The sequence below is a fragment of the Streptomyces tendae genome, assembly GCF_008632955.1.
Lineage (GTDB): Bacteria > Actinomycetota > Actinomycetes > Streptomycetales > Streptomycetaceae > Streptomyces.
In genome coordinates this window covers 2,621,240-2,635,217 of record NZ_CP043959.1, presented here as the reverse complement: position 1 = coordinate 2,635,217, position 13,978 = coordinate 2,621,240, and the positions used below count along the sequence as shown (strand labels likewise).

The window sequence follows — 13,978 nt, the reverse complement described above, 5'->3', positions numbered from 1 at the left end:
CGGTCGACCCCGCGGTCACACAACGCTCACCGACCTGGCGGAATGTTTACATCACAAGCACTTCATGTCCACCGGTGATCGCTTCCCGGGCTGATCTGTCGGATGTGCCACACCGGTGCAACCTTTTGGCGGGTCGCGGTATCCGCGTGCGAGACGCACGACGGAATCCGCAGCCGCCTCACGACGGAATCCGCAGCCGCCTCACGACGGAATCCGCACCCACTCCGAGAAGGTCAGTCCGGGGCCGCCGCCCTGCCGTGCCACCCGCAGACCGCCGTCGGGTCCGAGGACGGCGAGCACGGCCCGCCCGCCGGCGTCGAGGGCCAGCGCCGGGTCGCCCGCGCAGGGCCGCCCGGTGTCCGCCCACCAGAGGCCCGACGCCTCCGCCTCCGTCGCGCAGACCCCGACGAGCACCGTGCCGGTCGCGCCGCGGTGCGCGACGACCGTGCAGTCCCGGCCGTCGAGCGACACCCTCAGCAGCGCGTGGGCCCCGTCCGCGGGGCTGCCGGGCAGCGGGATCGGCCACGCGCCGGGGCGCCGGCAGACCAGACCGGCGCCGGCCGGGTCGGTCCAGAACCAGGTGACCCGGCCGGGGGCCGTCTCCAGGGCCGCCGCCGATCCCGGCAGCGCGCCGGGCCGCACGTCCTCGGAGCGCCCCGGCGTCGCGCCCGGCTCCGGCTGGCCCCAGGTCAGCGTGACGCCGTAGGCCGGGGCGAACACCTCGACGCGCCCGGTCCCGGCGGCGGTCGCGGCGGGTCTGCCTCTCAGGTCGCTGCCGCGCAGGTCGGCCCAGGGCTCCCACCTGCCGCCCCGCCCTTCCCTGCGCATCATCAGCCCGCCTCCCGCGTTGCGTGCGAAGACGTGCACGTCGCCGCCCGCGTCCACGGCCGCCGCCGGCGGGCCGAGGAGCGCGGCCCGGTCGGGCTCGGCGTGCGGATTGCCCAGGGAGCGCCACTCGGTGAGGGGCCGTCCGGTCTGGTACTGCACCGCGTGCACGAGGTCCACCTGGGCCGTGCCGCCGGCGCGCCGCTCGCGGCGGCCGAGGAAGTGCACATAGGCGTCGGCGCCCTGGGCGACGGTCAGGTCGGTGAGGTCGCCGACGGGGAAGAACACGGGCGCCGACCAGTCGGGGCCGCCCGGCCGGTGCTCGGTCCAGCGCAGCAGACCGCCCTCGCAGCGGGCGTACGCGGTGAGCCGGCCGTCCTTGCCCCGCACCAGCCAGGAGCCCGCCGCGGTACCGGTGACGGAGGGTGTCGCGGACCCGGCGGCCATGGCGGGCCGGCCGCGTCGCGGCGTGCGTACGGACCGATCCCGCATCACCATGTCGGACTCCTGGAACGTTCGCCCGATCGGGACACGGGACCTGGAACGGCCACATGATAGGCACGCCGTGCCCCGCCGAAAGGCACCCGGGGACGCCGCCGGGGCCCCCTCGCCGACGCGGGCCACACCCCGGCCGGCGCCTCTCCCCCGCCACACTGAGTGATGTGGATCACTGTCGTACAACGCCCGACGGGGGTCGTGGGTCTCTCCGTTCGCCCGCGCCGCCGCGGTGGCGGGCGGACCCGCGACCGGCGTCGGCGCCGGGTCGCGTCCCTGCAGGACCCGCGGCACCCGCACCGGCACCACGCGCCACGCACAGACGAGGATCCTTCGGATGACGACCCCAGCCACCGACACCCCGAGCATGTCGCGCCGCGGGCGCGGACCGGACGCGCCCCGCAGGCGGCGCACCGGCCGGTGGATCCTGCTCTCGCTGGCCGTGCTCGTCGTCGCGGGCGCGGGCACCGGGTACTGGCTCTGGAGCGGCCTCGACGGCAACATCAAGGGCGTCGACATCGACGACGCGATCGGCACGGACCGCCCCGAGAAGCTGCCCACGTCCGGCCAGAACATCCTGATCCTCGGCTCCGACTCGCGCGCGGGCGACAACGCGCAGCTGAACACCGGCAAGATCGCCGGGGCGCGCTCCGACACCGCGCTCGTGATGCACATACCCGAGGGCCGCACCCAGGCCGTCGCCGTCAGCATCCCGCGCGACACCCTGGTGACCCGGCCCGAGTGCAAGGACCCGGACGGCTCCACGGTGGACTCCGCGGAGCGCGTGATGTTCAACTCCATCTACTCGCAGGTCGGTCCGGCCTGCGTGGTCAAGACGGTGGAGAAGATGTCCGGCGTCCGCATGGACCACTACGTCGAGATCGACTTCGCCGGCTTCAAGGACCTGGTGGACGCGATCGGCGGCGTCGAGGTCACCGTCGACCAGGACATCCGCGACAGGTCCAGCGGCCTGGACCTGACCGCGGGCACCCATCGTCTGGACGGCACCGAGTCCCTGCAGTTCGTCCGCACCCGGCACGGCGTCGGTGACGGCAGCGACCTCGGCCGGATCGGTCTGCAGCAGGAGTTCATGGTCGCCCTGCTCGGTGAGATCAAGAAGCAGGACCTGCTGGGCAGCCCCGCCAAGACCTACGAGATCGCGGACACGCTGACCTCCGCGCTCACCACCGACACCGAACTCGCCTCGCTCACCGCGCTCGCGGACTTCGGGCGCAGCATGAACGGTGTCGACCCGGGCTCCATGGAGACCATCATGCTGCCGGTGGCGTACGACAGGACCGACCCCAACCGCGTGGTGGCCGCCGAGCCGCAGGCGTCCACGCTGTGGAAGGCCATCCGGAGCGACCAGGAGATCCCGGAGTCGGCGAAGAAGTCCCCGGCGACCGGCGGCGGTTCCTGACCTGCCGGCCGGGTCGCCGCCGCCGTCGGGCCGTCTACCGGCGGCCTCTCAGACCTCCCGCCACGGACGCAGCGCCAGGCCGGGTTCGTCCGTGCGGCGGGTGACCCGGAGCGTGGCGGAGTCGGGTTCGAGGGAGGCCGCGACGACCTCGCCCGCGGCGTCCACGGCCAGGTCGACCAGGGTGCCGGACGGCAGCTGGGGGCCGGACTCGGTCCACCAGGCGCCCGCCTGCTCCTGCTCGGTGGGGTAGGCGGCGAACGCCACCCGGCCGCTCGCGGAGCGCTGGGCGAGCACCGTGCAGTCGTGGCCGTCGATGGCGCAGCGCACGGCCGCGACGGGGCCGGGTCCCGCCGCGGGGAGCAGCGTCACCGGCTTGCCGCCGGGACGCCAGGCGCACAGGTCGCCGTGCCGGTCGACGAAGAAGAGGGTGGTCCGCTCGGCGGACGTGCGCAGGGCGCGCAGGGTGCCCGGCCGGGCGGCGACCTCGGCCTCCTCCTCCCGGGCGGGGGTCCTGCCGGGCTCCCGCTGACGCCAGTGCAGGATCCGGTCGTCGGTGGCCGCGTACAGCTCGACGAGCCCGGATTCCCGGCTCGTGGCGGCGAGTTGGTCCTGGATGTCCGTGCCCGCGAGGTCCCGCCACGGGTACCAGCCGCCCCGCTCCTTCTGGACGAGGAGGCTGACACCACCGCCCGCGTTGCGGACGAAGACGTAGGCGCGCCTGCGGTCGTCGACGGCCACGGCGGGGTGCCGGTGCGGTCGCCCTTGCCGTTGGGGTGGCCCACGGGGGACCAGTCCAGGGGGGCGAGGCGGGGGCGGAAGTGGGTGGAGTGCACCAGGCGGGCCTCGCCCTTCCCGGCCGGCCGCCAGGCCGCCAGGTGGCGTAGCCGTCGGCGCCCTGTCCCACGGCAGCCGGTCCCGGGTGGAGCCCCAGGCCGCCGCCGGCCTGGCGGAAGGGCTCCCAGGGTCCGCCGGGAGCGAGCTCCGCACGGCACAGGACGGCGTCGTCCGATTTCAGATAGACGGTGAGGCGGCCGTCGCGGCCGCGGAGAAGCCAGTCGCCGTTCACCTGTTCACCTTACGCACACGGCTCTGCGGCCCGGGCGCGGGGACCCCGCCGTACGGCCGCCCCCGCGGCGGGATTGCCCGGCTTGCGTGGGACCCTGACCGTATGGAAGACGCCCTGCTCGTGATCGTCGACGCCGCGAACGTCGTGGGGTCGGTACCCGACGGCTGGTGGCGGGACCGGCGGGGCGCCGCGGAACGGCTGCGGGACCGGCTGGCCGCCGACGGGCTGCCCGGGCACGAGGGACCGGTGGACATCCTGCTGGTCGTGGAGGGTGCGGCGCGCGGGGTGGAGCCGGTGCCGGGCGTCCGGGTGGCGTCGGCGCCCGGCAGCGGGGACGACCACATGGTCGAGCTGGTGGCCGCGGCGGGCGACCGACCGGTGCTGGTGGTCACCGCCGACCGTGAACTGCGCCGCCGGGTGGCGGCGCTGGGCGCCGACGTCACCGGGCCGCGCGCGGTGCGCCGCTGAGACGTGCGGCCGTCCGCCAGGCCGGGCCGTGGCGCCGGGCCGGGCCGTGGCGCCGGGCCCGGCGGACGGCCCGGCCCGGCGCCACGGCGACGACCGGCTGCTCCTCCCGGTCCCGGGGCGAGGCGCTGATGCACCGGGCGAGCGCAGTGGTGCGGGGTGCGGCCGTCCGGTGGCCAGGCGGGCCGGGGCGAGGCGGCAGGACGTCCGGGGGGTGAGCCGCCCCTTCGGGTTCACCGGCCACAACATCGTCCTTGCGCTCGCCTCCTGACATGCCGGAGCCCGGGGCGCGCACCGCTCGGGTGCGCGCCCCGGGCTCCGGGGGCCGGGCGGACCGGGACCGGGTCAGCCGGATCCCTTGCCGGACGGTCCGACGGCTCCGGCCTCCGTGTCCTCCCCGCCGGCCAGCCTGCTGTGGCTGCGGCTGTAGAGGAAGTACACGACGATGCCGATCGCCATCCAGATGCCGAACCGGACCCAGGTCTCGGCGGGCAGGTTGAGCATCAGCCACAGCGAGGCCGCCACCGACACGATCGGCAGCACCGGCACCCACGGGGTGCGGAACGCGCGGGGCAGGTCGGGCCGGGTGCGGCGCAGGATCAGCACGCTGATGGCGACGATGACGAAGGCGAACAGCGTGCCGATGTTCACCAGCGCGGCCAGTTCGTTGAGCGGGGTGAAGCCGGCCAGGATCGCGATGAGGACACCGAGCAGGATGGTCGGCCGGTGCGGGGTCTTGAACCGGGGGTGGACCCGGGAGAAGAACCGGGGCAGCAGTCCGTCGCGGCTCATAGCGAAGAAGACGCGGGTCTGGCCGAGCAGCAGGATCATGCAGACGGTCGTGAGGCCGACGGCGGCCCCGAAGCTGATGAAGCCGGCGAACCAGGGATGCCCGGTGGCCTTGAACGCGTCGGCGAGCGGGGCGTCCACGGACAGCTCGGTGTAGTGCTGCATGCCCGTCACGACGATCGACACCAGGACGTAGAGCAGGGTGCAGATGAACAGGGAGCCGAGGATGCCGCGGGGCATGTCGCGCTGCGGGTTCTTGGTCTCCTCGGCGGCCGTGGCGACGATGTCGAAGCCGATGAAGGCGAAGAACACCACGGAGGCGGCGGTGAAGATGCCCATCACGCCGAAGTTGGCCGGGGCCCAGCCGAACATCAGCTGGATGAGCGGGGAGTCGAGACTGTCCCCGGCGGGCACCGGCTTGGCGTCCGGGATGAACGGGTCGTAGTTGTCGGCGGTGATGAAGAAGGCACCGGCGATGATGACGACCAGGACGACGGTCACCTTGATGGCGACGACGACCGTGGTGACCCGGGCGGACAGCTTCATGCCGAGGACCAGGATGCCGGTGAGGACGAGCACCAGGACGGCGGCGAGGATGTCGAAGCCGAAGACGTCGGAGCCTTCGCGGCTGCCGAGGGCGGCGGGCATCTCCCAGCCCGCGTTGTCCATGAGCGACTGGATGTAGCCCGACCAGCCGACGGCCACCACCGCCGTGCCGAGCGCGAACTCCAGGACCAGGTCCCAGCCGATGATCCAGGCCGGCAGCTCACCCAGGGAGGCGTACGAGAACGTGTAGGCGGAGCCCGCCACGGGGACGGTGGAGGCGAACTCGGCGTAGCAGAGCGCGGCGAGCGCGCAGACGACACCGGCCACCACGAACGCCAGGGCCGTCGCGGGCCCGGCGTTGTCCTTGGCGACCGTACCGGTGAGGACGAAGATGCCGGTGCCGATGATGACACCGACACCGAAAACGGTGAGGTCCAGCGCGGACAGGGACTTCTTGAGGGCGTGCTCGGGCTCCTCGGTGTCGCGGATGGACTGCTCTACCTTCTTCGTCCGGAAGAGGGGGCTTGTCACGGGTACCTCCCACGCTTGTCGTCCTCGACATGATCGAGAGGGGGCGTGGTTCGTATGCCCCGGCGCGGACGCCTTCACGCGAACGGGCCGCGCGCGCCACACTTCACGGTGGCACGCGCGGCCCGTTCGGACCACGTGCGCGCGGCCGGACCGGTGACGGCGGGCCGCGCGCGGACGGCGGGTCAGTCCCGGGCGGGCTCCACCGCGTCGACGGCGTCGGCGGAGGACCGCTCGTACCGGCCGTCCAGCTTCGCCACCAGGCCGGTGACCTGACGGGCGATGTCCGGGGCGGTCAGGCCGATCTCGGTCATGACCTCGGCGCGCGAGGCGTGGTCGAGGAAGCGCGGCGGAATACCGAAGTCACGCAGCGGCATGTCCACCCCGGCGTCGCGCAGGGCCTGGGCGACCGCGGAGCCGACACCGCCGACGCGCGAGTTGTCCTCGACGGTGACGACGACGCGGTGCTTCTCGGCGAGCGGGGCCATGGCCTCGTCGACGGGCTTGACCCAGCGCGGGTCGACGACGGTGGTGGAGATGCCCTGCCGGTCCAGCAGGGAGGCGATCTCCAGGCACATCGGCGCAAGCGCTCCCACGGAGACGAGCAGCACGTCGGGCGTGTCGGTGCCGGGCTCGCGCAGGACGTCCATGCCGCCGACGCGGCCCACGGCGGGCACGGCGGGGCCGACGGCGCCCTTGGAGAAGCGCACCACGGTGGGGGCGTCCTCGACGGCGACGGCCTCGCGGAGCTGGGCGCGGACCTGGTCGGCGTCGCGCGGCGCGGCGAGCCGCAGTCCGGGCACCACCTGAAGGATCGACATGTCCCACATGCCGTTGTGGGAGGCGCCGTCGGTGCCGGTGACGCCGGCCCGGTCGAGCACGAAGGTCACGCCGCACCTGTGCAGGGCCACGTCCATGAGCACCTGGTCGAAGGCGCGGTTGAGGAAGGTGGCGTAGACGGCGAACACGGGGTGGACGCCCGCGTGGGCGAGGCCAGCCGCGGAGACGGCGCCGTGCTGCTCGGCGATGCCGACGTCGTAGACGCGGTCGGGGAAGCGCTTGGCGAACTTGTCGAGGCCGACCGGCTGGAGCATGGCGGCGGTGATGGCGACGACGTCCTCGCGCTCCTCGCCGAGCTTGACCATCTCCTCGCCGAAGACGGACGTCCAGTCGGCGCCCGAGGTGGCGATCGGCAGGCCCGTGTCGGGGTGGATCTTGCCGACGGCGTGGAAGCGGTCCGCCTCGTCCTGGAGGGCGGGCTGGTAGCCGCGGCCCTTCTCGGTGAGGCAGTGCACGATGACCGGGCCGTTGAACCGCTTGGCGCGGGCCAGCGCGGACTCCAGGGCCTCGATGTCGTGGCCGTCGATGGGGCCGACGTACTTCAGGCCCAGGTCCTCGAACATGCCCTGCGGGGCGATGAAGTCCTTGAGGCCCTTCTTCGCGCCGTGCAGGGTGTCGTAGAGGGCCTGGCCGACGACCGGGGTGCGCTCCAGGAGGTCCTTGGTGCGGGTCAGGAAGCGCTCGTAGCCGTCGGTGGTGCGCAGGGTCGCCAGGTGGTTGGCGAGGCCGCCGATGGTGGGCGAGTAGGAGCGCTCGTTGTCGTTGACGACGATGACCAGCGGGCGGTCCTTGGCGTCGGCGATGTTGTTGAGCGCCTCCCAGGCCATGCCGCCGGTCAGGGCGCCGTCGCCGATGACGGCGACGACGTGGCTGTCGTCCCGCTTCATGATCTGGTTGGCCTTGGCGATGCCGTCGGCCCAGCCGAGGACGGTGGAGGCGTGGCTGTTCTCGATGACGTCGTGCTCGGACTCGGCCTGCGAGGGGTAGCCGGACAGGCCGCCCTTCATCTTCAGCCGGGAGAAGTCCTGCCGGCCGGTCAGCAGCTTGTGCACGTAGGACTGGTGACCGGTGTCCCACAGGACCTTGTCCTTGGGGGACTCGAAGACCCGGTGCAGGGCGATGGTGAGCTCCACCACACCGAGGTTGGGGCCGAGGTGGCCGCCGGTCTTGGAGACCGCGTCGACGAGGAAGGTCCGGATCTCCCCGGCCAGCTGGTCGAGCTCCTCCAGGGTGAGCCGGTCCAGATCGCGCGGTCCCGTGATGCGGGTCAGCAGCGGCACCCGTGCCTCCTTGCAGTAGAGCTGATCGAGCTGTTGCCGGGCGGGTCGAGTCTAATCTTCCGCCCGGGCGGCCGTTTCCCGGGCGGTGCGTCGTACGTCACCCGATCAGCAGTACCCACGAACGAGGCGCCGAGCCCTCCCGGCCCCGCCCGCCTGTCCGCGTCCCGTACGGGTACCGGAGAGTCCATCGGGCGGCGGACCGGCCGCCGGGCGGGCCGAGGAGTGCGGATGTCGGTGGACCTGACGGGTTTCCTCGGTGTCGTCGTGGTGGCCTATCTGGTCCCGGGACCGGACTTCCTGGTGGTGGTGCGCTCGGCCGCCGACAGTCCCGCCCGGGGACGGGCCGCGGCGCTGGGCGCCCAGACGGGGCTGTGCGTGCACATGCTGGCCGCCGCGGCGGGCCTCTCGCTGATCGCGGACCGCTCCCCCGTGGTCTACGGCGCCGTCAAGCTGCTCGGCGCGGCGTACCTGGTCCACCTCGGGGTCCGGGCCGTTCTGGCGGCCCGGCGTACGGCCCGCGCACACGGCACCGGGACGGCGGCGCCCCCGGACGAACCGGCGCGCGGCCGGTCGGGCTTCACCGAGGGATTTCTCACCAACGTGCTCAACCCGAAGGCGGCCCTGTTCTTCCTCAGCGTCCTGCCGCAGTTCGTGCACGGCACGGACTCACCCGCACGGCCGATCCTCCTCCTCGGCGTCCTGGACGTCCTGATCGGCGTCGTCTTCTGGTTCGCCCTGGTCACCGTGGCCGGCCGGTTACGGGCCCTCCTCGCCCGCCCACGCGTCCGCCGGCGCTGGGACCTGACGACGGGGTGGCTCTTCATAGCCATGGGCCTCACCCTGGCCACCGCAACCCCCTGACCCGGAAACACCGCTGCCCGGCGCCTGAAAGGCGCCGGGCAGCGGTAACGCTTTTGAGAGGGGGCGCGGGGAACTGCGCGATCAGCCACAGTCCACCGTCAGCGGACCAACTAGGCCCGCCCCGCGGTCTTCTGCGTCTTCCTGGTGACGGCGTCGATGACGACCGTCGCCAGCAGCACACCACCGGTGATCATGTACTGCACCGGCGAAGCGATACCTTCCAGCGCGAGCCCGTACTGGATGGAGACGATGACCATCACACCGAGCAGCGCGTCCCACGTGCGGCCACGCCCACCGAAGAGGGACGTACCGCCGATGACGGCGGCGGCGATGACGTTCATCAGGAACTCACCGGTACCGGCGCCCTGGTTGGCGGAGGCGATCTTCGACGCGACGAACAGGCCGCCCATCGCGGCGAAGGTGCCGGCGATCGCGAAGACCGATATCCGGATCAGCTCCACGTTGATGCCCGCGCGGCGGGACGCCTCGACGCTGCCGCCGAGCGCGAACACCTTGCGGCCGTAGGCGGTACGGCGCAGCACGAAGTCCGTGAGGACCAGGAAGGCCAGGAAGATCACCACGGCCAGCGGCAGGCCCTTGTACTGGTTGAACACGATCGCGACGGCGAACGCCAGGATCGCGAGCAGCACCGTCCGCACGATGATCTCGTTCAGCGGGCGGGAGGGCACACCGGCGGCCTCACGGCGGCGGTTGTCGAAGAACGCGGCGAGGAAGTACGCCACGGTCGCGAGCAGCGCCAGACCGTACGCGGCGGCCACGTCGCTGAAGTAGTAGCTCGTCAGCTTGACGACCAGACCGTCGCTGTCCAGGTTGATGGTGCCGTTGTCGCCCAGGATCTGGAGCATGAAGCCCTGCCAGAACAGCAGGCCGGCGAGGGTGACGGCGAAGGCCGGGACGCCGATCCGGGCGAAGATGAAGCCGTGGATCGCACCGGCGACCGTGCCGGTGAGGATCGCCAGCACCAGGGCCAGGATCTCGTTCATGCCGTGCGTGATGTTCAGCACGGCGAACGTGGCGCCCGCGACACCGCTGACGGAACCGACCGACAGGTCGATCTCGCCGAGCAGCAGGACGAAGACGATGCCGACGGCGATCATGCCGGTGCCGACCATGGCGACGGACATGTCGGAGAAGTTGCCGGCGGTGAGGAAGTTGCCGTTCAGGCTGGTGAAGATGGCCCAGATGATCAGCAGGCCGACCACGACGGGGATGGAGCCGAGGTCACCGGCCTTCATCTTCCGCTTGAACTCGTTCCAGTAGCCCGCGAGGCCCTGCTCGCGCACCAGCAGGCGCGGGTCGACCACGGTGACCGCCTTGGCGGCCGCTTCGGGGTTGGCCACGGACTTGTCTTCGGCGGTGGGGGTGGAGGTCTTCTCGGTGCTCACTTCGCGATCTCCCCATTGGTGCGCGCCGCACGACGGGTCACGGCGTTGTCCGTGGCGCCCGTGATGGCGGAGATGATTTCTTCCTGCGAGGTCGACTTGACCTCGAAGACGCCGTTGTTGCGCCCGAGGCGCAGGACGGCGACCTTGTCCGCCACGGCCTTCACATCGGCCATGTTGTGGCTGATGAGGATGACCGCGTGGCCGCGCTCGCGGAGCCGCTCGACCAGGTCGAGGACCTGCGCGGTCTGCTCGACGCCGAGGGCCGCGGTGGGCTCGTCGAGGATCACCAGCTTGGGCGCGCCGAGCATGGAGCGGGCGATGGCCACGACCTGGCGCTGACCGCCGGAGAGCGAGGCGATCGGGATACGGACGCTGGGGATGCGGATCGACAGGGTGTCGAGGAGCTCGCGGGAGCGGCGCTCCATCTCCACCTCGTCCAGGACACCGCGCCTGCGGATCTCCCGGCCCAGGTAGAGGTTGCCGACGACATCGATGTTGTCGCACAGCGCGAGGTCCTGGTAGACCGTCGCGATGCCCAGGCTCTGGGCGTCGTGCGGCCTGCTGATCTGCACCGGCTTGCCGTCCCACTCGATGACGCCCTCATCGATGGGATGCACGCCGGCGATCGTCTTGACCAGCGTGGACTTTCCGGCTCCGTTGTCGCCCACCAGGGCGACCACTTCACCGGCGTGGACCTCAAGCTCGACGTCGGTGAGCGCCTGGACGGCACCGAACCGCTTGGAGACCCCGCGCAACGCCAGCACGGGCGTAGCGGACACGTGAACCATCTCCTTCGCCGCCTGACCCGGCGGGAGGTTGTGCAGAGGATTGGGGGGTGTTCCGTCCGGCGCCCCGCGTAGCTTGCGGGGCTGTGGTGTGCGGGGCGCCGGAGGAAGCGTGGGGCAGTCGGTCCCGTAAGGGAGTCCGGGTCACGGACTCCCCGGCTCACGGGACGCGAGGGCTGCTTACTTCAGGCCGATCGCGTCGCAGGCGGCCTTGTACTTGTCCGTGCAGATCTCCTGGACGGTGTAGATGCCGTCCTTGATCACGGTGTCGTTGATGTTCGCCTTGGTCAGCGACACGACGGGGACGATCACCGACGGGATGCCCTTGTCGGTGGGGCTGTCGACCTTGTCCTTGGCGATGGAGTCCAGCGACTTGCCCTGGGCCAGCGCGACGGCCATCTCCGCGGCGACGTTCGCCTCCTGCGGGTACGGCTTGTAGACGCTCATGTACTGCTCACCGGTCACGATGCGCTGCACACCGGCGAGTTCGGCGTCCTGACCGGTGACCGGGATGTTCTTCAGGCCCGCGGCCTTGAGGGCGGTGATGATGCCGCCCGCCATGCCGTCGTTGGCGGAGTAGACGCCGACGATCTTGTCCTTGCCGAGCGCGGAGATGGCGCCCTGCATGTTGGCGTTGGCGTTCTCGGGCTTCCACTCCTTGGTGTCGTACTCGCGCCCGACCTTCACCTTGCCGTCGAGGACGGAGTGCGCGCCCTGCTTGAACATGGCGGCGTTCGGGTCGGTGGAGGAGCCGTTCATCATGACGATCTGGCCGCTCTTGGCCTTGGCGCCCAGCGCCTGCAGGAGGGCCTCGCCCTGCGTCTTGCCGACGGTCACGTTGTCGAACGACGTGTAGGCGTCGATCGGACCCTCGGCGAGGCGGTCGTAGGCCACGACCGGGATGCCCGCGTCCTTGGCCTTCTTCACGGAGCCGGCGATGGCCTTGGCGTCCACCGCGTCCACGATGAGCACGTCGACCTTGTTGGTCACCATCGTGTCGACCTGCTGGTTCTGCAGGCTGGCGTCCTGCTTGGCGTTGGCGTAGACGACCTCGCCCTTGTTGTTCGTGAGCTCCTTGACCTTCTTCTCGATCAAGGGCTTGTCGAGCTTCTCGTACCGCGCGGTCTGGTTCTCCGGCAGGAGCAGCCCGACCTTGATGTTGTCGCCCTTGGCGGCGGAGTCGCCCGAGTCACTCTTGTCGCCGGACTCGGCGGCGCTGCCACAGGCGGCGAGCGAGACGGCCATCGCACCCGCGGCAATGGCAAAGGCTGCACGACGCATACGCGTGTTCACTTCTACAAACCTCCCTGACGAGGCCGCGTCGTTGCGGCCGAGGTGGCTGGAAGTCAACTCGGCCACGCGTGCGACGTCAAGAAGTAAATCCTTAACGAGATGGCAACGGTGCCATCCGTTCTCTAAGTGAAGGCAGGGGTGGACACGGCGAGGGACCCCGTCGCCGTTCCATCCAAAAGGGTCGAATCGCCCATTTCGCTCAGCGCCAGGGCGAGGGCGCCGAGCACCTCCGCACGGCCGCCAAGTGCCCCGGGAAGCACGGACAGTTGACGCGCGGCACTAGGGATGGCATAGCGTCCCACAGACTCCCTTATGGGCCCGAGGACCAGCTCACCCGCCTCCGCGAGATCACCGCCGAGCACCACCCGGCTCGGATTCAACAGGTTGCAAAGATTGGCCACACCCGACCCGATATGGCGCCCCACGTCGGCGATCACGCGACGGCAGCCCGGGTCGCCGTCCCGCGCCAGCCGCACGACGCCCTCCATGGTCAAGTCCGTCCCGTGGCTGGGCTGGAGGAGCGGCAGCACATAGCGCGCGGCCGTGAAGGTCTCCAGGCAGCCGCGGTTGCCGCAGCGGCAGACCGGACCCGACTCATCCAGGGTGATATGCCCTATCTCGCCCGCTGTTCCGCCCGGCCCGCGGTAGATCTTGCCGCTGATCACCAGCCCCGCCCCGACGCCGCTGGCGACCTTGATGTACGCCAGGTCGCGCACGCCCCGGCCGCTGCCCCAGACCATCTCGCCGAGGGCGCCGAGGTTGGCGTCGTTGTCCACGTGCACCGGCACGCCGAGCCGCCCCCGCAGCTCCTCGGCGGGCCGGGTGCCGGACCAGCCGGGCAGGATCGCGGTGGACCCCAGGGTGCCGGACTCCACGTCGATCGGGCCGGGCACGCCGAGACCCACCCCGGCGACCTTGGAACGGTCCACCCCGGTCGCCTCGATCAGCCTGCTGACCAGCTGTTCCGCCCGGTCGAAGCCCTGCGCCGAGGAGGCGTCCACGTCCAGCGGCTCGGACTCCTCCGCCAGCACCTGGTGGGCGAGGTTCCCGACCGCGACCCGCAGGTGGGTGTGGCCGAAGTCGACTCCGATCACGATGCCGGCGTCCCCGCTCAGCGACACGCTGCGGGCCCGGCGTCCCCCCGACGAGGTGGGGGTGACCTCGACCGTTCCACCCTCCTTCAGTTCCCGGACGATGTTGGAGACCGTGGCCGCGGACAGGCCGGTCGTCCTCGCGATCTCCGCCTGGGTCAGGGAACCCGCCAGACGTACTGCTCGGACGACCCGCTCCAGGTTGGCTCGGTGCAGCGACGACTGCGACCCCGGAGTCTCCATTGACTCTCACCCTCATCCCTGGCCCGCGTCACCATGGGGCGACGA

The 13,978-nt window shown here is 71.5% G+C and carries 10 protein-coding genes and 1 pseudogene; 3 read left to right on the top strand and 8 right to left on the bottom strand.

Going from position 1 to position 13,978, the window contains the following annotated elements; translation table 11 throughout:
- Positions 1-201: 201 nt before the first annotated feature.
- Positions 202-1,323: a hypothetical protein gene (locus F3L20_RS12280; protein WP_240810885.1), complete on the bottom strand. Its 1,122-nt coding sequence runs from the start codon at positions 1,321-1,323 to the stop codon at positions 202-204.
- A gap of 334 nt (positions 1,324-1,657) precedes the next feature.
- Here F3L20_RS12280 and F3L20_RS12275 point away from each other — a divergent pair, with 334 nt between their 5' ends.
- Positions 1,658-2,740, top strand: coding sequence for an LCP family protein (locus F3L20_RS12275; protein WP_150154330.1), 1,083 nt, complete (start codon positions 1,658-1,660; stop codon positions 2,738-2,740).
- A gap of 48 nt (positions 2,741-2,788) precedes the next feature.
- Here the strand turns inward: F3L20_RS12275 and F3L20_RS12270 are convergent.
- Positions 2,789-3,806: pseudogene (locus F3L20_RS12270) on the bottom strand (hypothetical protein).
- A 102-nt stretch (positions 3,807-3,908) separates the two neighbouring features.
- Between F3L20_RS12270 and F3L20_RS12265 the strand changes: the two are divergent.
- Positions 3,909-4,274 (top strand): NYN domain-containing protein, encoded by a 366-nt coding sequence (locus F3L20_RS12265; protein WP_145828701.1) that lies wholly within the window; start codon positions 3,909-3,911, stop codon positions 4,272-4,274.
- Between the two features lie 342 nt (positions 4,275-4,616).
- Here the strand turns inward: F3L20_RS12265 and F3L20_RS12260 are convergent, their stop codons facing one another.
- Together F3L20_RS12260 and dxs are read right to left on the bottom strand one after the other, a co-directional pair.
- A complete protein-coding gene (locus F3L20_RS12260) occupies positions 4,617-6,137 on the bottom strand; it encodes an amino acid permease (RefSeq protein WP_150154328.1) in 1,521 nt (506 codons plus the stop codon).
- A 182-nt stretch (positions 6,138-6,319) separates the two neighbouring features.
- Positions 6,320-8,254, bottom strand: a complete 1,935-nt coding sequence (gene dxs, locus F3L20_RS12255; RefSeq protein ID WP_150154326.1) for a 1-deoxy-D-xylulose-5-phosphate synthase — start codon at positions 8,252-8,254, stop codon at positions 6,320-6,322.
- Positions 8,255-8,482: 228 nt separating this feature from the next.
- On the opposite strand from dxs, the gene F3L20_RS12250 reads away from it, so the two are divergent.
- Complete coding sequence (locus tag F3L20_RS12250; protein WP_150154324.1) at positions 8,483-9,115, top strand: LysE family translocator; 633 nt, start codon at positions 8,483-8,485, stop codon at positions 9,113-9,115.
- Between the two features lie 110 nt (positions 9,116-9,225).
- Here the strand turns inward: F3L20_RS12250 and F3L20_RS12245 are convergent, their stop codons facing one another.
- The 4 genes from F3L20_RS12245 to F3L20_RS12230 all read right to left on the bottom strand — a co-directional run bounded on the left by F3L20_RS12245 (position 9,226) and on the right by F3L20_RS12230 (position 13,933).
- Positions 9,226-10,521, bottom strand: a complete 1,296-nt coding sequence (locus F3L20_RS12245; RefSeq protein ID WP_145828698.1) for a sugar ABC transporter permease — start codon at positions 10,519-10,521, stop codon at positions 9,226-9,228.
- Positions 10,518-11,309: an ATP-binding cassette domain-containing protein gene (locus tag F3L20_RS12240; protein WP_167534515.1), complete on the bottom strand. Its 792-nt coding sequence runs from the start codon at positions 11,307-11,309 to the stop codon at positions 10,518-10,520. Before F3L20_RS12240 ends, F3L20_RS12245 begins: the two co-directional genes overlap by 4 nt.
- A 177-nt stretch (positions 11,310-11,486) precedes the next feature.
- Positions 11,487-12,587, bottom strand: coding sequence for an ABC transporter substrate-binding protein (locus F3L20_RS12235; protein ID WP_167534514.1), 1,101 nt, complete (start codon positions 12,585-12,587; stop codon positions 11,487-11,489).
- Between the two features lie 134 nt (positions 12,588-12,721).
- Positions 12,722-13,933 (bottom strand): ROK family transcriptional regulator, encoded by a 1,212-nt coding sequence (locus F3L20_RS12230; protein WP_145828695.1) that lies wholly within the window; start codon positions 13,931-13,933, stop codon positions 12,722-12,724.
- Positions 13,934-13,978 lie beyond the last annotated feature (45 nt).

What these genes read in the sequence shown, in the direction of transcription:
- F3L20_RS12240 (WP_167534515.1), bottom strand. Translation starts at nt 11,309, where the DNA reads ATGGTTCACGTGTCCGCTACGCCCGTGCTGGCGTTGCGCGGGGTCTCC.
- F3L20_RS12280 (WP_240810885.1), bottom strand. Translation starts at nt 1,323, where the DNA reads ATGGTGATGCGGGATCGGTCCGTACGCACGCCGCGACGCGGCCGGCCC.
- F3L20_RS12275 (WP_150154330.1), top strand. Translation starts at nt 1,658, where the DNA reads ATGACGACCCCAGCCACCGACACCCCGAGCATGTCGCGCCGCGGGCGC.
- F3L20_RS12235 (WP_167534514.1), bottom strand. Translation starts at nt 12,587, where the DNA reads ATGCGTCGTGCAGCCTTTGCCATTGCCGCGGGTGCGATGGCCGTCTCG.
- F3L20_RS12250 (WP_150154324.1), top strand. Translation starts at nt 8,483, where the DNA reads ATGTCGGTGGACCTGACGGGTTTCCTCGGTGTCGTCGTGGTGGCCTAT.
- F3L20_RS12265 (WP_145828701.1), top strand. Translation starts at nt 3,909, where the DNA reads ATGGAAGACGCCCTGCTCGTGATCGTCGACGCCGCGAACGTCGTGGGG.
- F3L20_RS12230 (WP_145828695.1), bottom strand. Translation starts at nt 13,933, where the DNA reads ATGGAGACTCCGGGGTCGCAGTCGTCGCTGCACCGAGCCAACCTGGAG.